The organism is Paraburkholderia sp. RL17-380-BIE-A, assembly GCF_046028085.1.
Taxonomy (GTDB): Bacteria; Pseudomonadota; Gammaproteobacteria; order Burkholderiales; family Burkholderiaceae; genus Paraburkholderia.
Map to the genome: position 1 here is coordinate 444,900 of NZ_JARESQ010000002.1, position 21,116 is coordinate 466,015.

Genomic DNA, 21,116 nt, shown 5'->3' on the forward strand with positions numbered 1-21,116 from the left:
CCATGAAAGTGGCGGCCATGCGGTGAGTCTGCGCTCCCGTGCAGGATGGTTGCCCGGGAAATGCGCACTAACCCATCGTACGCAACTCGAACCGTTTGAGCTTGCCGGTTTCGGTACGGGGCAGTGCATCGACGAAAACGATTTCGCGTGGATACTTATACGGCGCCACGCTAGTTTTCACGAAATCCTGTAGTTGCGCGACCAGCTTGCCGTCCGCGACGTAACCGGGATTGACCACGACGAACGCTTTGACGATCTGGCCGCGGGTTTCATCGGGCACGCCAATCACGCCGCATTCGGACACCGCGTCGTGTTGCAGCAAGACGCTTTCCACTTCAGGGCCGGAGATGTTGTAGCCGGCGGAGACGATCATGTCGTCTGCGCGCGCCTGGTAGAACACATAGCCGTCCTCGTCGAGATAGACCGAATCGCCGGGCAGATTCCAGCCGTCGCGCACGAACTTCATTTGCCGTTCGTCGGCGAGATAGCGGCAGCCGGTCGGGCCACGTACCGCGAGCTTGCCGATCGTGCCAGGCGCGACCGGTTGCATGTCGTCATCCACGGCCTGCACCACGTAACCCGGCACGGCGCGGCCTATCGCATGCGGGCGAATTTCGTTACCCTGCGCCGAAATGAAAATGTGGATCAACTCGGTGCCGCCGATACCGTCGATCATGTCGATACCGGTCGCGTCGTGCCAGAGTCGCCGCGTCGAATCGGGCAACGCTTCTCCCGCCGATACGGTTTTCTTCAAGGTCGAGATGTCGTGGTGCGCAACCAGTGGCGCCATTTGCCGGTAGAAGGTCGGCGCGGTGAACATGACGGTCGCGTGAAACCGCTCAACGGTCTGCAGCAGAGTCTCGGGCGTGAGCTTCTCGATCAGCACCGTGGAAGCGCCCACGCGCAACGGGAAGCACAGCAAGCCGCCGAGGCCGAACGTGAACGCGAGCGGCGGCGTGCCGCAAAAAATATCGTTCGACGTGGGCTTGAGCACATGACGCGGAAACAGATCGCACATGGCGACGACGTCGCGATGAAAGTGCATGCAGCCCTTCGGCGCGCCCGTCGTGCCGCTGGTGAACGCGATCAGGCAGACGTCGTCGGCGGCGGTGTCGCACGCGGTGAAGTGGTCGGGCTTGTTGATCGCGAGCGTGTCGAGCGAATCCGGTGCGTCGTCGTGGAAGAGGCGCGTTTGCTTCAGGCCTGCGCAATAGAACTCGTCTTGCGGATCGGTGCAGCGTGCCAGTTCGGCGGTCAGGCGGGCGTCGCACAACGCCGCGCTAACCTGCGCCTTGTCGATGATCTGTTTCAGTTCCTTGGCTCGCAGCAAAGGCATGGTCGGCACCACGACGAGGCCGACCTTGAGCGCCGCGAGTGCCGTCACGGCCATATGCAGCGAGTTTGGCCCACGCAGCAGAACACGGTTGCCGGGCTTTAACCCCATTTCATCGACCAGCACATGCGCGCTGCGATTCACCAGCGCCAACAGTTGACCATACGTCGTGGCGCGTGGGGCGCCGTCCACATCGGACCAGATCGCGGGACGATCGCGGTGGCCCGCCTCAATGGTTCTGTCGAGCAACTCCGTCGCGCAGTTCAAGCGCGCCGGGTAGGCAACGTCAGGGTTGTCGAGCAGAAAGACAGGCCATTGATCCTGCGGCGGAAGATTGTCGCGCGCGAAGGTATCGACGTGTGCTGACGGTTCCATCATGGTCTCCCGGGCGTTGAGCCGGCTAAATGCGCTTCGGTTGGCTTGGTGGTTTCTTTTCGTGTGCTTTGTTGCTCTGTTACTGCGGGACCACGGCGGTCGCCTCGATTTCGACTTTCGCTTCGTCTTCGATCAACGCGACGACCTGCACCGCGCTCATCGCGATGTCGTAGTCGCCGATCAATTCGCGAAACGCGCGGCCGATGTCTTTCAAGGACGCGAGATATTCGCGTTTGTCGGTGACGTACCACGTCAATCGCACCAGGTGCTCAGGCTTGCCGCCCGCTTCGTGCAAAACGGCGATCACATTCTTGAGCGCCTGGATGGCTTGCGCGGCGAAGTCGGTGGTCTGGAAGCGCGCCTGTTCGTCCCAGCCGATCTGGCCGGCAATGAACACCTGTGTGCCGGTCGCCGCGACGCCATTCGCGTAGCCACGCGGTTTGACCCAGCCGGCGGGGAGAAGAGCTTTTTTCATGAGCGATGCGCCTCAATGGAGTCGGGCTGTGGGGCGAACGTCGCGAGCGCGCTCGCGATGTCGGTGGGAATATCAATGGAGGTGCCGATTTCTAGCGAAGTCGTGACGAGCACCTGTTTCGCGCGGAAGCGGGTTTCGCCGTTGCAATGGCCGACAATCTCGATCCTGATCGAGCGACGGCCGATCGCCTCGACCTTGAGAGTCAGCGTGATCGTTTCGCCCATCTGGCTCGGCCGCGAAAACTCGCAATCGAGTTTGACGATCGGCAAGCCGACGCGGCGTTGAGCGATCATCTGCGCGTAGTCGATGTGCAGACCTTCGTTGAACCAGTCTTCGACCAGCGCGTTGGTCATCACCAGATATTGCGGAAAAAACACAATGCCGGCCGGGTCGCAATGCGAGAAGCGGATCCGCACGGGCCGTTCGAAAGATGCGCTCATTGCGTATGGGCTCCGGCAGTGGCGGCAGCATGTGCTTTCAACAGATCGCGTCCGACAATCAGTTGCTGTACTTCGGTTGCGCCTTCGTAAATGCGCAGCGCGCGAATCTCGCGATACAGCATCTCGACGGCCGTGCCGCTTTGCACGCCCATGCCGCCATAGAGTTGCACGGCGGCGTCGATCACCTGTTGCGCGCCTTCGCTCGCGTGCCATTTCGCCATCGCGGCTTCGCGTGTGACGTTTTCGCCCTGGTCGCGCAACCAGGCCGCGCGATAGACCAGCAACGCACTGCTGTCGATGGTCAAGGCCATCTGTGCGAGTTTGGCTTGCGTCAGTTGAAAATCGCCAAGCGTCTGCCCGAACATCTTGCGCGAGGCGGCCCGCGTGAGACCTTCGGCCATCGCGTGACGAGCAAAACCGAGCGACGCCGCCGCCACCGACGTGCGGAAAATATCCAGCGTGCGCATGGCGAGCTTGAAGCCTTCGCCGGGCGCACCGAGCATCTGGCTGCGCGGTACGCGCGCTCCAGCAAAGTGCAAACGCGCGAGCGGATGCGGCGCGATCACGTCGATGCGCTCGGCGATTTCCAGCCCCGGCGTATCCGCATCCACGATGAATGCGCTGATGCCGCGTGCGCCCGGGGCTTCGCCGGTTCGCGCGAACACCACATAGAAATCGGCGATGCCGCCGTTAGAGATCCACGTTTTGTCGCCGTCGAGCACGTAGGCGTCGCCGTCTTCGCGAGCGGAGAGCGCCATGGCGGCGACGTCCGATCCAGCCTCGGGCTCGGACAGCGCGAACGCCGCGATAGCCGTGCCGTTGGCGACGCGCGGCAGATAGCGCGCCTTTTGTTCGTGCGTGCCGCCGAGCGAGATGGCGCCCGAACCGAGTCCTTGCATCGCCAGTGCGAAGTCCGCAAGTCCGGAGTGTTTGGCGAGTGTTTCGCGCAGCAGGCAGACGGCGCGCGTGTCGATCGTGTCGCCGTGGCCGCCGTAGGCTACGCCGCCCACGCCATATGTCAGCCAGCCCGCCGCGCCGAGTTCACGCACCAGATGACGGCAGGTGGCGTCCACGTCCTTGTGATCCTGGTGCGAAAGGTTCGCGTGGCACCACGCTTCGATACCCGCGGCCAGTTCGCGATGGCGCGGCTCGAAGAATGGCCACGCCAGCGCGCTATGCAGATCCAGTTCGGTGTTGGCGCTCAATTCAGTCTCCCTCGAACACAGGACGCGACTTCGCAGCAAACGCGCTATATGCACGTTCGAAATCGCGCGTGCTCATGCAGATCGCCTGCGCTTGCGCTTCCGATTCGATCGCTTCGTCGATGCTCATGCTCCATTCCTGATGCAGCATTTTCTTCGTGATGCCATGCGCGAAGGTCGGACCCGCGACGAGATCGGCGGCGAGCTTCTGCGCGTCTTCAAGCAGCGCGGCAGGTTCGCACAACCGGTTGTAGAAACCCCATGCGTGGCCTTCGTCGCCGCTTGCCGAGCGGCCAGTGAAGAGCAGTTCGGCGGCGCGCCCCTGGCCGATGATGCGTGGCAGGATCGCGCAAGCGCCCATATCGCAGCCGGCGAGGCCGACTCGGGAGAACAGAAAGGCGAGCTTGCTGCGGGCGGTGCCGAGCCGCATGTCGGACGCCATCGCGAGGATGGCGCCGGCACCGGCGCAAACGCCGTCGACGGCCGCGATCACCGGCTGCGGACAATGGCGCATGGCCTTCACGAGATCGCCGGTCATGCGCGTGAAGAGCAGCAGCTCCGGCATGGGCAGATCGATCAGCGGCGCGATAATGTCGTGCACGTCGCCGCCGGAACAGAAGTTTTCACCTGCACCGTGAATGACCACTGCTTTGACGTCGGTCGCATAGGTCAATTGCTGGAACAGGTCGCGCAATTCCGCATACGACTCGAAGGTCAGCGGGTTTTTGCGTTCGGGGCGATTCAGCGTGATCGTCGCGACTTTGTCGGCGACCGACCAGCCGAAGTGCCGCGCTTCATAGTTCGCCAACGTGAGGCGGTTGCCGGCCAGTAGGGCGTCGGCGTTGGATCGTGTCATGAATGTCTCCTCGTTTCGATGCGAATCAGTCTTTCAGACTGTCGAGCAGATGTTTCTTGAGTTTGCCGAGACGCTGATGAGTGCGCGATTTTTCATCGAGGCTCAAACCACCGAACAGTTCGACTACCCATTGCTCATGCGCGACCGCCATCTTGTCGAACGCCTTGCGACCCGCCGGTGTCAGGCACACGCTGATCGAGCGGCGGTCGTTCGGGTCGGTGTCGCGTGACACGAGTCCTTCTTTCTCGAGCTGATCCGTAATGCCGGTGATGTTGCCGCCCGTCACCATCAAACGACGGGAAAGCTCGGTCATCTTCAGGCCTTCCGGATGACGCTCCAACTGCGCCATCAAATCGAAACGCGGCAATGTGGTATCGAATTCGTTGCGCAGGCGCTTGCGCAATTCGGCCTGCACGAGATTGGTCGTGGTCAGCATGCGCAGCCACAGACGCAAGCCCATGTGACTATCCGCGCCCGTGCTCATTTCGAGGTCCACGACGTTCTCCGCGGGTTTGGCGACGCCTTTGCGCGGCGGTTTCGTTTCAGCCGCCGCTGGGGGCTTCCTGATGTTCGTTGACTTGGTCACATGACTTCTCCACCGGAGATGGAAAGGGATTGCCCCGTGACGGCGTCCGAGCCGGGCTGGCAGAGCCAAAGCACTGCATTGGCGACCTGTTCGGGACTCACGAAGCGATGTTGCGGATTCGAGCGAAGCAAGGTTTCGCGCGCCTGCTGTTCGGTGCGCGAAGTCTTGCTGGTGATCTGTTCAAGCGAGGCGTGCAGCAGTTCCGTTTCTGTATAACCAGGGCAAACGGCATTGACGGTGACGCCTTTGGTCGCCACTTCCAGCGCAAGCGAACGCGTGAGACCGATCACGCCATGCTTCGCGGCGCAATAGGCGGCGACGTACGCATAGCCGATCTGTCCTGCCGTGCTTGCCACGTTGACGATGCGGCCATGACCGCGTTCGAGCATACCGGGCAATACCGCGCGCGTGCCGAGAAAGACGCCGGTGAGGTTCACGTCCAGCATGCGCTGCCAGAGCGCCATGTCGGTGTGGATGAACGGTGCGGCCTGCGCCTGCCCCGCGTTGTTGACGAGGATATCGACCGCGCCGGCTTCGCGGAACGCATTCGCAACGGAGTCTTCTTGCGCGACGTCGACGCTGATGCAAGCCACGTTGCCCAATGCGCTGCATTTCTCGCGCTGCGCGTCGAGCCGCTCCGCGTTGCGGCCCATCAACGTGACACGCGCGCCAGCGCGTAGCAGGGCTTCTGCAATCGCAGCGCCAATTCCGCTGCCGCCCCCCGTGACCACTGCGTGCTGCCCGGCGAGCGTCGAATGGAGTGTGTTCACGTGGTTCCTTCGGCGCGTTGCGCACGTTCTTGCGGCGACAGACCCACGTTCGCAGCGGCTTGGGCGCGCTCGCGTTCAAGGTTGCGTTCGAGTTGCGATTTCGCCGCGGTATAGGGCTTCGGCCATGTCACGTCGAAATAGCCGATCTTGGCTGCTTCGTTCAACGTCCAGGCGGGATTGGCCAGATGCGGGCGGGCAATCGCGCACAGGTCCGCGCGGCCTGCGGCGATGATGCTGTTCACGTGATCCGCCTCGGAGATCGCACCGACCGCGATGGTCGCGATTCCCGCTTCATTGCGAACGCGGTCGGCGAACGGCGTCTGGAACATGCGGCCGAATACGGGCTTTTCTTCCTTGCTGACCTGGCCCGACGACACGTCGATCATGTCGGCGCCGGCGGCCTTGAAGGCTCGCGCGATCTGGACCGCGTCGTCGGGCGTGGTGCCGCCTTCGACCCAGTCGTTCGCGGAAATACGCACGGAAATCGGTTTGTCTTGCGGCCACACCGCGCGAATCGCCTTGAAAACCTGCAGCGGGTAGCGCAGACGATTCTCCAGCGAACCGCCGTATTCGTCAGTGCGATGATTGGTCAGCGGCGACAGAAAGCTCGACAGGAAATAGCCGTGCGCGCAATGCAGTTCGAGCCAGTCGAAACCTGCTTCGGCGGACATTTGCGTAGCGCGGACGAATTGCGCTTCGATTTCGCGCAACTCGTTTTGCGTGGCTTCGCGCGAATGCTGGCTGACGCCGCGCAGATATTGTTGCGGCGATGCCGAGACGAGCGGCCAGTTGCCTTCCGTCAGCGGTTGATCGATGCCTTCCCATGCGACGCGAGTCGAGCCCTTCGCGCCGGAATGGCCGAGTTGAATGCCGATCTTCGCATCCGACTGACGGTGCACGAGATCCACAATACGCTTCCACGCGGTGACATGTTCAGGCGCATACATGCCGGGACACGCGGGCGTGATACGCGCTTCGGGCGAGACGCAGGTCATTTCCGTCATGACGAGCGCCGCACCGCCCATTGCACGGGCGCCGAGATGCATCAGGTGATAGTCGCCCGCAATGCCGTCGACGGCCGAATATTGCGCCATGGGCGACACCACCACACGGTTTTTCAACGTGACGCCGCGCAAGGTGAAGGGCGTGAACATGGGCGGCACGGAATGCTTCTCCGGCGCGCGTTCCACGCCTGAGCGCCGGGCCAGCCAGTCTTCGAAGCCGGATAGATAGTTGGCGTCGCGCTCACGCAGATTTTCGTGCGAAATGCGCTGCGAGCGCGTGAGCAGCGAATACGCAAACTGTTCCGGCTCGAACGACGTATAGCGGTCGACATGCTCGAACCATTCCGTCGAATTGCGCGCGGCATTCTGAATACGCAATACGTCGATGCTGCGGACGTCCGTATAGTCCTTCAAGGCAGCGGCGAGATCGCCGGGATGCGCGCGGATGCTGTTGGCGAGTTCAATCGAATCTTCGAGTGCGAGTTTGGTACCCGAGCCGATCGAAAAATGGGCAGTATGCGCGGCGTCGCCCATGAGGACGACAGGCGTTTGGGTGCCGTCCGCGTTGCCGCGCCAATGCACCCATTCTTCGTTGACCACGCGTGGGAAGCGAATCCATTGCGACGAGCCGCGCAAATGCGCCGCGTTCGACAGCAACGCATTGCCGTCCAGATACTTGGCGAACAGCTTTTCGCAAAAGGCAATGCTGTCTTCCTTGCTCATTTCGTCGAGACCGGCGGCGCGCCACACGCGCTCCGGCGTTTCAACGATGAAAGTGGAAGTCTGATCGTCGAAACGATAGGCATGCGCCTGGAACCAGCCGAATTCGGTTTCTTCGAAGGCGAAGGTGAAAGCGTCGAAAAGTTTTTTCGTGCCGAGCCACACGAAGCGGCAATCGCGCATGTCGACGGCGGGGCGATACGTGGCCGCGTACTTTTGACGGATCGCACTGTTGGCGCCGTCGCAGGCGATGATCAGATCGGCTTCGTAGACGCTGTCGTCCGTAACCTGGGTTTCGAAGACCAGCTTCACGCCCAGTTCTTCGCAGCGCGCTTGCAGGATATTCAGCAGGCGCTTACGGCCGATGCCGCAAAAGCCGTGACCCGACGAACGGATTTGCTGCCCGCGGAAATTGATCTCGATGTCGTCCCAGTGATTGAAGGCGCCGAGGATCGCGTCGGCGCTGGGGGCGTCGGCGGCGCGCAGGTTGCCGAGCGTCTGGTCGGAGAAGACGACGCCCCAGCCGAAGGTGTCGTAGGGGCGATTGCGCTCGACTACCGTGACATCGTAGGCCGGGTTACGGCCCTTCATCAACAGACCGAAGTACAACCCGGCCGGGCCGCCGCCAATACAAACGATGCGCATGCTTGTTCCCCAAATGTGAACGCTGCCGATGGGGATAATTTAGGCTTAGATAGTTTAGATGTCAAGTAATCGATGAAGTTCCCGCTAGGCAGCCCCGACGCTTGTGCCGGTATTCTCTATAGCGCAATGATTGGCTGGCTCGATAGATCGTCCGCATGTTCTCCGAGCATCTCTTTCAGATCGCGCTCAATGATGCGACACAGCGTTGAAATGGGAACGTCATTTGCGCCGCCTTCAAACGGATTCTCCGTGCTTTCCCCAACTTGTTCGAGCGACGTGTACATCCACGATACCGCGACACTGCATGGCACCACCAGCCATACCATGTTGCCATGCATGAAGCCACTCACTCCATCATTCAGCTTATCGAATTCGTGAAGCAGCCCGAATGGAAAAAGCAAACAGAAGAACCTCACGAATAGCGAACTGACCGTTGCATATTGACGTGGATAGGGGAAATTCTTGAAACGTTCCGATCTCGACTGGAGATCCATGAAATCCCCAACCGCCTTTTGGAGCTCCATATAGAAGCTTGAATTCAGGTGCCCCGCAATGTGAAGCATCTTGAGCGAAGCGCCTTGCAGGCTCAGAATGAATGTAGCGATAGAAGTGGAGGAAAGGGCTTGCGCGGTTTCCGAGGGAGACAAATATTCTGGCAATAATTCGCTAATGTCTCTTTCCCACTCCGGCACACGATAGAACCGACGATATTCAGCGTTGGGACGCCTGCTCGTGCTTTCCCAGATACGGGGTCGACGCAGTTCATATCTCAACGCGGTCAGCCAGGCAAGGTGTCGATACACCAGTTTTCGGGAAATGTCTTCGTCTTTGACAAGATCCCGTGCGGCCTGGCCCCAGCGGCGGCTTCTGCTCAAGATGTCAATCCAGATGTCGAGGGCGTCCATTGCCCTGTTGTATGTCTGAACGTTTTTGAGGCCAACGATAAACGACGTTGCGGTTCCGAGCAAAACCACAATCGTCAGAGGTACCGACAGCCATGTAAGACCGAAAAACTTGTACAGAACGACCGGTACAGAACCGCAAACGAGAAGTCCGTAGATTTGTCGCCGAGTCCAGATCAAAAACTCCAATAGCTTATAGGATTTTCCAAGGTGCATTTTTGTGTCTCAGGCTACCGTAGGTGAGTAGTGAAAAAGGACGCGGACAACGTGCGCACCCAGCAGCGCCACGTTCCTCGTCCAATTGGTACCGTCCGGACCGCTCCCCACTAAGACGTTGCACGCTCGAATTCTGTGACATATGACCGAAAAATCTTTCGTCAGACTTCATGCTAAATGGTTGACCCAAGTTGTGACTGTTGTTCTTTAGACAACACCGAAGCGTCCGTTTTTGGTCTTCTGTTGAGGGCAAGACATGCATATGCTGACGGCCAGGTTCGATTCCGGCGTCGCACTATGCTCGGACCATCCGGCCAACAACGTCTCACACGGCCACTTCAATTCCATGCGTGGCAATATCCTGGTGTCGGAGCGTTATTGGACCGGCGCTCATGTATTCACACGGCTGGAGAGATCATGTTCATGAATGACGACGCTCGTGCCTTCAATGGGCTTCGCCCTCGGTTACACAAGATTGCGTATCGGATGCTGGGGTCGATTGCCGAGGCCGAAGATATCGTGCAGGACGTCTGGCTGCGCTGGCATGCGGCGCCCCGGGAGGCCATCGAAAATGTTGAGGCGTGGCTCGTCGCGGTTGCGACGCGCCTGTGCATCGACCGTCTTCGCGCCGCAAAAATTCAACGTGAGCATTATTCAGGTATATGGTTGCCGGAACCTGAAATGACCGACCCTTCTGCTACGCCAGAAGGGGTCAAGGAACGCGCCGACGACGTCTCCGTGGCCTTTCTGATGCTGCTCGAGAGGTTGACCCCGGAGGCACGCGCAGCGTTCCTGCTACGCGAGGTATTCGACGCGGACTATGACGAAGTCGCCGAAACCATCGGCAAGACGGAAGCCGCGTGCCGCCAACTGGTCAGCCGCGCCAAAGCGCAACTACGCGAAGAGCGGCCACGCTATGCCGTGCCGCGCGAAACGCATCTCCGCCTGCTGCAGACGTTCGCGCAGGCGCTGGAGCGCGGCGATTTCACCGCGATCAATGCGTTGCTGACCGACGACGCAATGCTGATCGGCGACGGCGGCGGCAAGGTGCCGAGTTTTCCGAAGCCGATGGTGGGCGGCCGGCGCATCGCACAGCTTTTCTACGCCTCGTACCGGCGCTACGGCAGCGAACTCCGCGTCAAGCTCGTGATGCTCAACGGTCAATGGGCGCTGCTGCGATTTGTCGAGGGCGAGCTCGAATCGGCGCAGTCATTCGAAACGGATGGCACGCGCATCGTCCGTATTCTCGTGCAGCGTAATCCCGACAAGCTGGCGCGTATCGCCGCGGCACACTGCAACACCTGAACGCTGCTATTTCTCCTGCCTGTGCGCGCCAGGTTGCGTTTGATTGGTGCCAAAGAGACAACACCGTGATCCCGTTTGCGGGTCTACCGCGCTACGCCACGTCGACCTACGATGACTTCGTGCGGCGCATTGCCGCTGACGACATCCGCCAGGCGCGAGTACTCACCAGGAGAAGTCCATGACACAGCGTATCAACTACATTCAGCAATCGCCGGAACTGTTCAAGAAATTCCTTGAGTTCAGCAATCAACTGAAGGACAGCGCAATCGAACAATCGATCCGCGATCTCGTTTCGACCCGCGCGTCACAGATCAATGGCTGTGGCTTTTGCGTCGACATGCACGTCAAGGAAGCACGCCTGCACGGCGAGCGTGAACTGCGACTCCATCACCTGGCGGTGTGGCGCGAATCGACGCTCTTCGCGCCGCGCGAGCGCGCCGCACTCGCGTGGACTGAAGCGTTGACCAAGCTTGCCGAGCTGGGCGTGCCGGACGATATCTACGAACGCGTGCGTACCCAGTTCTCCGAGAAGGAACTGTCCGACCTGACGTACGAAATCATGTCGATCAACGCATGGAACCGCGCGAACGTCGCATTCAGGACCGTGCCGGGTTCGGCCGACAAGGTATTCGGCCTCGACAAGGCTAACCTCACCTGAACCGTCTGGTTCTTCTGTTCCTTTCCACCGTCGTTCCGCATGTGCGGAACGCGTTATTTGGCAGGCACATCATGTTTTCACTAAAGAACACCGCAATCGTAATGCTCGTCGTCGCGGGCGCGCATATCGGCGGGGCCTGTGCGGCGGCTCCTGAAGCCGTCGTGACACCGCTGATGACAAAGCCGCTCGACGACTTTCCGGGCAAGGAAGCGCTGATGATCACCGTGACCTATCCGCCGGGTTCTGTCGACCCAGTTCATCGGCATTACGCGGACGCCTTCGTCTATGTGCTGGAGGGTTCGATCGTGATGCAGGTCAAGGGCGGCAAGGAGGTCACGCTCACGCCTGGACAGACTTTCTATGAAGGTCCTAACGACGTGCACACCGTCGGGCGCAACGCGAGCCAGACGCAACCCGCGAAGTTCATCGTGCTTCTTCTGAAGAACAAGGGGGCGCCTGTTCTCGTGCCAGAGAAGTAAGCACGCTCGTGCGGCGACGCTCTGATTTTGCCTGTTTGGCTTGTCAAGGGCATCGGCGTTCGCGTCGTCGCGAGCCGCTTCCACTTCCGGCGGATCTGCGCAGGTAAAGCGCGCCCAGATGCATCCGCCACAGAGATTGGAAGCATTAGACTTTGCCGTAAGCGGCGTCAACAGGTGCCGGCTTGCCTCGGTTGAACTGCTCATGTGCTCTCCCGTAAGGCTGCGGCCATGCTTTGCGCGGCTGGGTCCATTTCATCTTCATTGAAGGGCACGACACCCATCACCAGACCTTGGCTCACACTGTGCCGCCGGGTCTATCGTCCCAATGGCGCCGCGTCGACACGCGCGGACGTCACTCTTCGAACGGAAGAGCGCTCGTCTAGCTGTGACAGGCGGCTCACGACGTCCAGACCGGCACAAGCCAACGGGACCTCGATCAAACGTTGCCAGTGTGTCAGCGCCGTGTGTTCAAACGCCTGTGCGCGAGTCGATTTCCGAGAAGTGACGCGAATCACGTCGTTCTCCGTTGGCCCTGACGGGGTATTGACCGCCTCGTTTTGGAGCGGCGCTACGCTTGCCTTGGCCAGGTCGAACTCGCGACCTTCGACAATCCTGATGATCTCGTGAATCCTGGAAACAATGCGTATGAGCAGACGTCTGAGTCTGGCATTGCTCAAATTTCCACTCCCGGTTCGACCAACCATGGGGTGCTGCAAGGCAGTGAGACTGAAGACTCAATTCTGTGTTTGCGCGAAACCATGTGCCTGGTGACGAGAAAAGACACAAGGCTTACGAATATCGGACTAGACGAATTTGGGCTATTCGAAGCTTGAGTGAGGGCCTGCGGTGTTCGTGCCGCTGTGGTCCCGCGTTGATCAGCAATAACCCGCGATGTCGGCGGCATAGAGGGGCGTTCCCGCTTGCCTGTCTACGACCGGGGGGCGTGTGCGAGCCCTATGAGCAAACCATACAGGGCAAAGAAGACCCACCGCGACGATGCCCAACAACGACACCTGCCATCCAGATTGGTGAACGCGTGCGAACAATGCGTGGAGTCGATCGGCCAGCAGCGCACCTGCGAGGAGACCAGTGCATGCCCATATGCATACGCTGGCGCAGTCGTGCAAAATAAAGGAGCGCGTTTTAATTGCCATTGCTCCGCAAAGAGGAACGGCGACCAACGAAAGGCCGGGCACGAAACGGACAATCATTAATGCACGCGCGCCACGTTGAGAAAAGAAGCACTCGAACCTGGCAACGCTTGATTGCTTCACGAACGACAGCCTACATACCAACTGAAGGGCGCGTCTGCCGTAGCGCTTGCCGCCTTGAAACCAGAGCAAGTCGCCAAGAACTCCACCGGAAACGGCGGCGGCGAGCAGAATGGCGAAGTGGAGCAGCGCGCGCGCGAGGTCATATCTTGCAGTAGCGATGCTCGCGCCGACCGTCATCAGGGCTGCGATGGAGGGAAACGGTAGACCGAGCGACGAGGCTAGCACGCTGAAGAATATGATCAACGCTCCATACTGGGAAAGCAACTCATGGGTAAACATTGGGTAATCCTGTGGAAATGATTTTGTCGTGGTCGTAGCATTCGAGCGGGAAAGATCAGCATGAGATTTATCAGTACTTGTTTCTGGTGAATTAAGAAATCGTTTGCGTTGATGGCGCATGAAGCGAATCTGAATGCGATTTGAACTCGGTGCAGCGCCGATGGCTCGCTTCGATAGTCCGGTTGTGCGCAATCAGCTTCGGAGCGCTCCACCCAGCCACAGCGCGAGGTTGACCGAGTAACGGTGGATGTCCCGAAGGGCTTGCGGCTCGGTCTGCATCCCGTTCCCAGGAGGTTCGGTCACAAAGCTCGGGCAACCCAGTCGCGTGTCCCAGTTGTAGTCCGCAAAATGATGAAAAGTACTTTGGGCGATTGCGGGACCTCCGCGGACCGAAGGTTCGAATGCGACTGCAAGATTAAAACTCTTTCCTGTTACTTTGCTTTTGCCTCGTGCGATCACTCGAGCCGGTTCATGCTCAGGAGCGTCGACGGCACCTTCATGGGGGTGTGCGGGCAGGAACCGGATTGCGCCACCAGGAGAGTCAGGGTCTGCCAATACGGGATGGGTGGGTCCAACAATCGTGACTTCCTGAAAGTCTCCGTTTGTGCCCGAGTGAAAATTGGGCCAGGAGATGTGGGGTGAGAATGGGTCGTCCGCCACACGCCTGGATTGGTCGGGGTCGAGATTGCGCGTGTGGAAGTGGTGTGCCTTGCCCACCCCGCCCAAACTGCACAGCGAACTGCCCAGATCCATGTGATCCCTGGTGACCAACAAACCACGACCTGCCCGTCGGAATCGCGTGATCCCCTCGCAATCTTCGGAGGTCAGACCGTCGCCTTCGTCAACGGCAAACAACCACAACTCGTCGAACCCGGTTTCATCGAGTCGGGAAAGAATCGGGTCCGGTTGCCCAAGCCGCTCGTGGTCCCGAGCAACGACCCTGAACGTCACGCGCCCTTCAGGATCCTGATGTGTTTGCAGTAACTCCGCCAGGCGGCTGAATCGCGCGATCGACCAGTCGTCGCTGCAAGGCAGGATGGTCGTTTGAAGCAGGATCTGGATGGTACGCATGATGGTTAGTTAGTCATGTCAATCAATTGGAGCCATTCGTCGAGACCTATGCGGCCGAGGCGCGCCTCGCCCAGAGGCACGAGCGAACGCTTCTCGACCAGGCCGCCGAAATATCGTGCCTCGGGGTCTTTTACGACCTCACGCGGATCGCCGGCGGCCGTCAGATAGCGGGCGATGATTTCGTTGAACGGCGCTCGGTCCGGGCCGGCGATCTCGACGATGCCGTTTCGCGGCGCCGTGAGCGCCACATCGGCAACGATCGCGGCAACGTCGTCAGCCGCGATGGGCTGGAACAGGCCTGGCGAAACCCTGATTACGTTTCCATCCGCACTCGACGCGGCGATACCGCCGAGGAATTCCATGAACTGCGTGGAGCGGATGATGGTGTAGGGGATGCCGGAGGTCTCGATCAGCTTCTCCTGCGCGACCTTGGCGCGGAAATAGCCATTGTCGGGCGTCCGGTCGATTCCGACGATGGATAGCGCAACATGGTGCCGGACACCTGCTGCGGCCTCAGTCGTGAGAATGTTTCGGCCGGACGTCTCGAAGAATTCCAATACCGCCTTGTCATCAAACGATGGTGAATTAGCGAGGTCGATCACCACCTGCGCGCCGGCCAAGGCGTCCTTGAGCCCCTCTCCTGTGATGCTGTTGATTCCGCTTCTTGGCGAGGCGGCGACGACCTCGTGTCCGTTCTGGCGAAGAATGACGACGGCCTTCGAGCCGATCAGGCCGGTGCCGCCGATGACGACGATTTTCATGGTTTGCTATCCTTTGTCGACCACTCGATACCCCAAGCGGGTTCGAATGCAGATGAGGAAAAACCTGGGATTTTTCGCGGATGAATCGACCTGATTCGCGATATTCCCACGATCAACTCGCACTTTAGTGACCCGCGTTCGGGCTGCCTTGAGGCCGACAACCACGGGTGGCCGCGCGTGGGCCCAACCTTCCGCCGCAGCGCTGGTTCCGATGGACAGTCATCCTCGGTGTCGCTGGTTGAAGTGGACTCCGACAGTGCATTTTGCGGGCCGGATGTGCCCTGAGCATGCGCTATGCTCGTTAAAGCACATCGTGATCGTAGGCGGGTGCCGTCTGTTGCGGTAGACATCCAAACAGACACACGGCGTTTCCCGTCCGGCACCAATCAAAGACAGATCAAGGACTCCGCCCGTCGGAAAGCGCCGCCCTTTCACTGCGCATGTCATCTACGGGCAATTGCCCACACTCACACTCGGACATCGACTCGGTTTTGCGCAAAGGACGTAAGCGGGGCGATTGATACCACTGTCGTACCGTCTCGTTGATTGTTGCACTCGAGGCAACATGATGAGTTCGCTCGCGGGGCTACTGCCCTTCGATGTCCGAGCCTACGATCTGTCCTGACGGTGCCGCGCAAGCGACGTCTGTAACGTCGCTTGCGTGCGCGGCCGCCATCGTTCTCCGAGTTCGGGAATCATGCTCAGCGATCTCGACACTCGCCGCTGAATAAAGCAGGCACCCGTTGCTATGAGTTCGGTGCTTATCGTCGACTTCGTAATTTTTCAACCGAAGGCAATCATCATGTCGCAGAAAATCCTGATAGTGGGTGCCGGCTTCGCTGGAGTGTGGGGTGCACTAGGCGCAGCTCGCGTCCTCGATGGTGCTGGCGTAAGGACCAGTGACGTTGAAATCACATTGATCTCTCCGAAGCCCGAATTGCAGATCCGTCCGCGGCTGTATGAAAGCGAGCCGCAGCGGATGGCTGCACCGCTGCGTCCGCTTCTGGACGTCGTGGGCGTAAAGTTTCTGGAAGGCAGTGTCGAAGCGATATCCGTTCATGACAAAACGGTAAGTGTCGTGTCGGCCAACGGGTCGACGCTTTCGCTCGCCTATAACCGGTTGCTGTTGACCAGTGGCAGCAGGTTGAACAGGCCACCAATTCCGGGCCTGGCGGAGTACGCGTTCTCTGTCGATCGTATCGAGGACGCGGTAGTGCTCGACAACCACTTAAGAGAACTGGCGAAACGGCCGGATTCGCCGGCACGCAACACTATTGCAGTTGTCGGATGTGGCTTTACGGGTATCGAGGTCGCAACTGAATTGCCTAAGCGAATCCGCGAGTTGTTTGGCGCCGACGCGGCAGTCCGCGTGGTCGTGATCGGATCCCAGGACGATATCGGTCCCGATCTCGGCGCCAATCCTCGACCGTATGTATCTGAAGCTTTTGACTCGCTGGGCGTTGAGACGGTACTTGGATCTGGCGTGGTGTCGGTCGACGCGGACGGGGTTCGCACTGCGGCGGGTAACCGTATCGAAGCCATGACCGTGATCTGGGCGGGTGGAATGCGTGCCAGCTCGCTGACTGCGCAAGTTTCCTCGCATCTTGACCCACTTGGACGTGTCGAGGTCACACCTGATCTTCGCGTTCCAGAAGCACCTGAAGTATTTGTAGCGGGCGATGTTGCGCGAGCTCGGAGCGACGACGACGGGCACTATGCATTGATGTCCTGTCAACACGCTATCGTGATGGGGCAATTCGGTGGGCACAACGTGGCAGCAGACCTGATCGGCGTTCCGACACTCGAATACAGGCAGCCGTTCTATGCGACCTGCCTCGACCTCGGCGAGTGGGGGGCTATTTACTCGGAAGGCTGGGATAGACAGATCAAACTGACGCACGCAGAAGGAAAGACACGCAAACAGATGATCAACACGCAGTGGATCTACCCGCCGGCGCCGAACCGTACCGAAGCGTTGGCAGCGGGTAACCCGCAAGCGTCCTTCGGCTAACCTGTTGGCGCCGCCCTGGCTGTTGCGGTGAGCGGAGTGCGTCAGTCACGTGCGGCAGCGGCAATGAACGTCTTCAACAGACAATCACACGTTGCTGTCGCGCGAGAGGCGTTGAGTCAATCAACAACGGTCACGATATTGACAGTCCCCTGTCTGGCCATCTTCGCATACGGACACAGGCGTTCAGCGGTCCGAACCATCTCTTCCGCTACGCCTCGGTCAACGCCCGGCATCCGAACCCGAACATCGATGACCAATGCATAGCCTCCATCCATGGGATCACGACCGAACGCAACCTGCACTTCCACAACAGCATCGTGGATATCCATTGCAGCGCGTTTCCCGATCAGGTTTAGCGCCCCGTGAAAGCACGCCGCAAAACCCGCCGCGAACAACTGCTCGGGATTGGTCCCGTTACCGGGGCCGCCGAACTCAGTGGGTAGCCGCAGTTCCGCGACAAGATTTCCGTCATCTGAACGAGCCACACCAGATGCACGACCGTGTCCCGTCTCGCCGCCGGAAACGGTGACAGTGGTTGTGTACAGTGGATGAAAATCCCGGCCCCGATACCTGTCGAGGAGAGAAAGCGGGGGAGCTTGCAGCTTCTTGTCGTCCATGGTGCGGTCTCTAGTTCAGTGAAGCGCGTTCCGGCTCTCAGCCGTCAATTTGTCGAAGCCTGCCTTATCGGTGCGGCCTGCCCTCGCAGGAGCAAGCACGGTCTCCGGGACTTCGAGGCGTTGAATGGAACGAACGATCATATAGTAAATGGGGCGACCTCTCGCTCGACCCGATTTCTGGTCGGCGACGGGACAACGCCGTCCCATGGTAGATGAGCGCGAATGGCAACGGTAGAGTCGTCAAGGGAGACATGATGTTTCCGGTTTGGCGCCAATCAAAATTGGTCATACGAAACTGAAACGCGCGCGACACGCGCTCAAGGTGGCTGATCGATTCGTGGATCGCGCGCGGGCGTGTGGATGGACGTCGGATATCAAGACGGGCGGGTCTCCATCGAGCCGGGCGAAGCAGATGAAAATTGAGTGAACCCAATCGCATCGGCCAGATGATAGCGGCCGAGTTCAGCAATTTTTTTGCACCAGGCAAGTGCTAGACTTCTACACGTCAGACCGCAGTCTGACGGCGCCGTATGCGGCCGTCTCGACGGGTCAGACAAAGCGGAATAAGGAACACTTGTAAGGAAATCCTGACCGTCCTTGAAGCAGCCGGCGGTATCTGTCCGGCTAAAGCGTTGGTCCCGGACTGTTGTGCGATGGTCCCCGAGCTGCATTCATAGGCGTTCCCCGTCTCGCCCGGGCCGCGTCAATCACGGTCACCAGCTGTAGCACGAATAGTCGTTGTCGGCGCGAGAACGCATGCTGGCGCCCTGGACGACTCACCCGTTCATGTGTCAGTAGTGGGGCCATCAATGGATCAATCGGATACATCACAGCGAGGCTTTCGCGTTGGCATACCAAATAACGCTGATGCCTTGTCTACCTGTTTCGCGACCAGCTACGCGGGGATCATCGCGTTCATGGCGGTCGCGACCGAGGGAAGCTTCGTCAAAGCCGGGGAACGATTGGGGATTGGACGCTCGGCCGTCTGTCGAAATGTTCAGAAGCTTGAAACACAGCTAAGCACTCGCCTTTTTCTCCGAACGACAAGGACCACAAACCTGACGCAGGAGGGCGAAAGGTTCTTCGAGAACTGCAACCAGGGCGTGACCCATATCGTCGAGGCAATGAACGACATGCTGGACCTCCGCCAAGGTCCACCTCGTGGCTTCGTTCGAATCCGCTCGACAGTTGGATTTGGACGCAAGGTGGTTGCTCCGTTGCTTTTCAAGTTTTCCGAGGTTTACCCGGATATCGCGGTAGATCTAAGCCTGGATGACAGGCCCGCCGATTTCGCTGCAGAACAGATCGATGTCGCGTTTCGCGATGGGTTCATTGAGGACTCGAGCATCATTGCGAAACAGCTCATTCCAATGCAGAGGGTACTCTGCGCATCCCCTGCTTATGCCGAAGAGCGGGGACTACCCTCTACGCTGGAAGATCTGGCGCAGCACGACTGTATCAACCTGCGATCCAACGGTCGCGTCTTTGAGTGGGATTTCAAGGTCGACGGACATATGCGAAAGTATCTGCCGACCGCCAGATTGACGTTCAATGATGCAGACCTGGTATTGCGGGCAGTCCTGGAAGGTCGCGGAATTGCACAGATGCCGGGCTATCAGATATGTGATTACGTCGCGCGCAACGAACTCGTCATGGCCTTAAGGCGGTACTTGCCGGACGACCGGGGCCACTACATCTGCTATCTCTGCCGACAGAATCTGCCGTCGCGCATTCGCGTGCTTGTTGATTTCATGACGGAGGAGATTCGGGCGCTCAACCCATTCTGCCTGGGGGAATTCAATCCGGACGATCTGGAAAACGGGCGTCAGGCGTGAGGCGACTCATAGACCCCATATGTGGTGCGATCACATTATCGATATGCTTCGCGGTCACAAACCGCACTCACATTGCACAAAGATATTTGCGTCGGTAATGACCGGCTGAGGGCTTTAATCACTTACCTCTTCAAAGAGCCATTGTGGTCGACGAAATCGTACATATCCCGACAGCTTCGGCGAGCGGTACCGTGGCTGCACCTATTGGTGTCTACGCGGCAACAGTGAGTGGTCCGATGCGTATCTACCGAGGTCGGGACTCGGCGCCTACTATTCCAACATGGCTTCGCGATTGACTCGACTGACTTGACAGGTCGTTGAGGTCGCTAGTGGAGGGCGTCATGTTGCGTCTCGGACCCCTGTCGGTGTTTGTAGGCTGGATCATGCTATCCGCGGTCAGTGTCGGACTTGCAGTTGCTGTCTCGTTCAGCGGCATTTTCTGAGTCTGATATCTGCCTCCTGAACGCGCTCTCCCATAGCCAGCGAAGCACGAGAACTGAAAGACCCGGCTCGCAAGCGGACATTTAACTGGATTGGCAATCCGCATGGATGTGATTGAGGCGACCGCGCCGCTCCATCTGCCTGGCCGCCCATTTGTCGACGGCCGGTGAATGTAAATCCACTGTGATGAAGTGGCCCACTTTTCCTGAGGGGAGGCTCCTCGGAAGGACTCGCTTTGCCTTCCGCCCTGGGGAGGGGAATTGGCTCTTTGATGTGTTGATGAAAAGTTTCGCCGGTAGTGCTGAACTCATCACGGATATGACATTGGTAGCTCGCCATGGAAACTCCATATGTTGATTGGCTCGCAACTTCGCCGGCGTTGACCGGCGCAGAACGCGTCATCGCGGTTGGTGCCCATCTTGTTAGCGAGCGGGATGGCTATACACACCACGGAATTTATGTCGGGAATGGACAGGTTATTCACTATGGGGGCTTTCATCATTCCGCGAAACGACGCCCCATTGAATATATTCCGCTGCACCGTTTTGCAGCAGGAAAGGGAATAAAAGTTCGCTCTGAACCAGACGCCATCTATACCGGAACTGATGCTGTGGCGAGGGCTAGATCCCGCCTCGGCGAAGACCAATATCGGTTGCTGACCAATAACTGCGAACACTTCTGCACATGGTGTGTACTAGGCGTCGGGCGGAGTGAACAGGTACGCCGCTGCTTAAGGAATCCGTGGACAGGCATCAAGACGCTCTTTGCGCTCGCAAGGACCGAATGTATGCCCCCCAAGGCCACGCGAAGCCGACTCGCCGGGACCGTCGCTGTTTAGGCTGCACTGCATGTCGTCGAGGT

The 21,116-nt window shown here is 59.3% G+C and carries 19 protein-coding genes; 6 read left to right on the forward strand and 13 right to left on the reverse strand.

From position 1 onward, the window contains the following. Positions 1-67: 67 nt before the first annotated feature. From P0D68_RS04795 to P0D68_RS04835, 9 genes are all read right to left on the reverse strand, one after another. Positions 68-1,708, reverse strand: a complete 1,641-nt coding sequence (locus tag P0D68_RS04795) for an AMP-binding protein (RefSeq protein WP_408295220.1) — start codon at positions 1,706-1,708, stop codon at positions 68-70. Between the two features lie 79 nt (positions 1,709-1,787). Continuing rightward, complete coding sequence (locus tag P0D68_RS04800; RefSeq protein WP_091805762.1) at positions 1,788-2,183, reverse strand: RidA family protein; 396 nt, start codon at positions 2,181-2,183, stop codon at positions 1,788-1,790. Continuing rightward, positions 2,180-2,623 carry an acyl-CoA thioesterase gene (locus P0D68_RS04805; protein WP_091805765.1) on the reverse strand — a complete coding sequence of 148 codons (444 nt, stop codon included), beginning with the start codon at positions 2,621-2,623 and terminating at the stop codon, positions 2,180-2,182. Before P0D68_RS04805 ends, P0D68_RS04800 begins: the two co-directional genes overlap by 4 nt. Beyond that, on the reverse strand, positions 2,620-3,828 hold the full coding sequence (locus P0D68_RS04810; protein WP_408295006.1) for an acyl-CoA dehydrogenase family protein: 1,209 nt from the start codon (positions 3,826-3,828) through the stop codon (positions 2,620-2,622). Before P0D68_RS04810 ends, P0D68_RS04805 begins: the two co-directional genes overlap by 4 nt. A gap of 1 nt (position 3,829) precedes the next feature. Further along, the gene (locus P0D68_RS04815; protein WP_408295009.1) at positions 3,830-4,681 is read right to left on the reverse strand and encodes an enoyl-CoA hydratase family protein; all 852 of its coding nucleotides are present in this window, start codon (positions 4,679-4,681) and stop codon (positions 3,830-3,832) included. Between the two features lie 25 nt (positions 4,682-4,706). Next, positions 4,707-5,267 carry a MarR family winged helix-turn-helix transcriptional regulator gene (locus P0D68_RS04820; protein ID WP_408295012.1) on the reverse strand — a complete coding sequence of 187 codons (561 nt, stop codon included), beginning with the start codon at positions 5,265-5,267 and terminating at the stop codon, positions 4,707-4,709. Beyond that, positions 5,264-6,037: an SDR family NAD(P)-dependent oxidoreductase gene (locus P0D68_RS04825; protein ID WP_408295015.1), complete on the reverse strand. Its 774-nt coding sequence runs from the start codon at positions 6,035-6,037 to the stop codon at positions 5,264-5,266. The genes P0D68_RS04820 and P0D68_RS04825 overlap by 4 nt, the downstream gene beginning before the upstream one ends. Continuing rightward, entirely contained in the window at positions 6,034-8,406 is a 2,373-nt protein-coding gene (locus P0D68_RS04830; protein ID WP_408295018.1) for a bifunctional salicylyl-CoA 5-hydroxylase/oxidoreductase, read from the reverse strand. Before P0D68_RS04830 ends, P0D68_RS04825 begins: the two co-directional genes overlap by 4 nt. Before the next feature lie 116 nt (positions 8,407-8,522). After that, positions 8,523-9,524 (reverse strand): bestrophin family protein, encoded by a 1,002-nt coding sequence (locus P0D68_RS04835; protein WP_408295021.1) that lies wholly within the window; start codon positions 9,522-9,524, stop codon positions 8,523-8,525. Positions 9,525-9,947: 423 nt separating this feature from the next. Between P0D68_RS04835 and P0D68_RS04840 the strand changes: the two genes are divergently transcribed. The 3 genes from P0D68_RS04840 (at position 9,948) to P0D68_RS04850 (ending at position 11,966) form a co-directional block, all read left to right on the forward strand. Then, entirely contained in the window at positions 9,948-10,829 is an 882-nt protein-coding gene (locus P0D68_RS04840) for an RNA polymerase sigma-70 factor (protein ID WP_408295223.1), read from the forward strand. Between the two features lie 178 nt (positions 10,830-11,007). After that, the gene (locus tag P0D68_RS04845) at positions 11,008-11,487 is read left to right on the forward strand and encodes a carboxymuconolactone decarboxylase family protein (RefSeq protein WP_091805789.1); all 480 of its coding nucleotides are present in this window, start codon (positions 11,008-11,010) and stop codon (positions 11,485-11,487) included. A gap of 71 nt (positions 11,488-11,558) precedes the next feature. Further along, entirely contained in the window at positions 11,559-11,966 is a 408-nt protein-coding gene (locus P0D68_RS04850) for a cupin domain-containing protein (RefSeq protein WP_408295024.1), read from the forward strand. A gap of 875 nt (positions 11,967-12,841) precedes the next feature. On the opposite strand, the gene P0D68_RS04855 is transcribed toward P0D68_RS04850, so the two are convergent. The 3 genes from P0D68_RS04855 to P0D68_RS04865 form a co-directional block, all read right to left on the reverse strand. Then, positions 12,842-13,639, reverse strand: a complete 798-nt coding sequence (locus P0D68_RS04855) for a DedA family protein (RefSeq protein WP_408295027.1) — start codon at positions 13,637-13,639, stop codon at positions 12,842-12,844. A gap of 72 nt (positions 13,640-13,711) precedes the next feature. Continuing rightward, a complete protein-coding gene (locus tag P0D68_RS04860; protein WP_408295030.1) occupies positions 13,712-14,590 on the reverse strand; it encodes a hypothetical protein in 879 nt (292 codons plus the stop codon). A 5-nt stretch (positions 14,591-14,595) separates the two neighbouring features. Further along, positions 14,596-15,351 carry an SDR family oxidoreductase gene (locus tag P0D68_RS04865; protein WP_408295033.1) on the reverse strand — a complete coding sequence of 252 codons (756 nt, stop codon included), beginning with the start codon at positions 15,349-15,351 and terminating at the stop codon, positions 14,596-14,598. An 802-nt stretch (positions 15,352-16,153) separates the two neighbouring features. Here P0D68_RS04865 and P0D68_RS04870 point away from each other — a divergent pair. After that, a complete protein-coding gene (locus P0D68_RS04870) occupies positions 16,154-17,362 on the forward strand; it encodes an NAD(P)/FAD-dependent oxidoreductase (protein WP_408295226.1) in 1,209 nt (402 codons plus the stop codon). A gap of 116 nt (positions 17,363-17,478) precedes the next feature. Here P0D68_RS04870 and P0D68_RS04875 read toward each other — a convergent pair whose 3' ends face one another. Beyond that, positions 17,479-17,979: an Ohr family peroxiredoxin gene (locus P0D68_RS04875; protein ID WP_408295036.1), complete on the reverse strand. Its 501-nt coding sequence runs from the start codon at positions 17,977-17,979 to the stop codon at positions 17,479-17,481. A gap of 809 nt (positions 17,980-18,788) precedes the next feature. On the opposite strand from P0D68_RS04875, the gene P0D68_RS04880 reads away from it, so the two are divergent. Both P0D68_RS04880 and P0D68_RS04885 read left to right on the forward strand, forming a co-directional pair. Further along, positions 18,789-19,814, forward strand: coding sequence for a LysR family transcriptional regulator (locus P0D68_RS04880; protein WP_091805805.1), 1,026 nt, complete (start codon positions 18,789-18,791; stop codon positions 19,812-19,814). 778 nt (positions 19,815-20,592) lie between these two features. After that, a complete protein-coding gene (locus P0D68_RS04885; RefSeq protein ID WP_408295039.1) occupies positions 20,593-21,093 on the forward strand; it encodes a lecithin retinol acyltransferase family protein in 501 nt (166 codons plus the stop codon). Positions 21,094-21,116 lie beyond the last annotated feature (23 nt).

Excerpts from the sequence above, each read along its gene's own strand:
- P0D68_RS04795 (WP_408295220.1), bottom strand. The coding sequence starts at position 1,708 with ATGGAACCGTCAGCACACGTCGATACCTTCGCGCGCGACAATCTTCCG.
- P0D68_RS04800 (WP_091805762.1), bottom strand. The coding sequence starts at position 2,183 with ATGAAAAAAGCTCTTCTCCCCGCCGGCTGGGTCAAACCGCGTGGCTAC.
- P0D68_RS04805 (WP_091805765.1), bottom strand. The coding sequence starts at position 2,623 with ATGAGCGCATCTTTCGAACGGCCCGTGCGGATCCGCTTCTCGCATTGC.
- P0D68_RS04815 (WP_408295009.1), bottom strand. The coding sequence starts at position 4,681 with ATGACACGATCCAACGCCGACGCCCTACTGGCCGGCAACCGCCTCACG.
- P0D68_RS04830 (WP_408295018.1), bottom strand. The coding sequence starts at position 8,406 with ATGCGCATCGTTTGTATTGGCGGCGGCCCGGCCGGGTTGTACTTCGGT.
- P0D68_RS04835 (WP_408295021.1), bottom strand. The coding sequence starts at position 9,524 with ATGCACCTTGGAAAATCCTATAAGCTATTGGAGTTTTTGATCTGGACT.
- P0D68_RS04840 (WP_408295223.1), top strand. The coding sequence starts at position 9,948 with ATGAATGACGACGCTCGTGCCTTCAATGGGCTTCGCCCTCGGTTACAC.
- P0D68_RS04845 (WP_091805789.1), top strand. The coding sequence starts at position 11,008 with ATGACACAGCGTATCAACTACATTCAGCAATCGCCGGAACTGTTCAAG.
- P0D68_RS04850 (WP_408295024.1), top strand. The coding sequence starts at position 11,559 with ATGTTTTCACTAAAGAACACCGCAATCGTAATGCTCGTCGTCGCGGGC.
- P0D68_RS04855 (WP_408295027.1), bottom strand. The coding sequence starts at position 13,639 with ATGCGCCATCAACGCAAACGATTTCTTAATTCACCAGAAACAAGTACT.
- P0D68_RS04860 (WP_408295030.1), bottom strand. The coding sequence starts at position 14,590 with ATGCGTACCATCCAGATCCTGCTTCAAACGACCATCCTGCCTTGCAGC.
- P0D68_RS04865 (WP_408295033.1), bottom strand. The coding sequence starts at position 15,351 with ATGAAAATCGTCGTCATCGGCGGCACCGGCCTGATCGGCTCGAAGGCC.
- P0D68_RS04870 (WP_408295226.1), top strand. The coding sequence starts at position 16,154 with ATGTCGCAGAAAATCCTGATAGTGGGTGCCGGCTTCGCTGGAGTGTGG.
- P0D68_RS04875 (WP_408295036.1), bottom strand. The coding sequence starts at position 17,979 with ATGGACGACAAGAAGCTGCAAGCTCCCCCGCTTTCTCTCCTCGACAGG.
- P0D68_RS04880 (WP_091805805.1), top strand. The coding sequence starts at position 18,789 with ATGGATCAATCGGATACATCACAGCGAGGCTTTCGCGTTGGCATACCA.
- P0D68_RS04885 (WP_408295039.1), top strand. The coding sequence starts at position 20,593 with ATGGAAACTCCATATGTTGATTGGCTCGCAACTTCGCCGGCGTTGACC.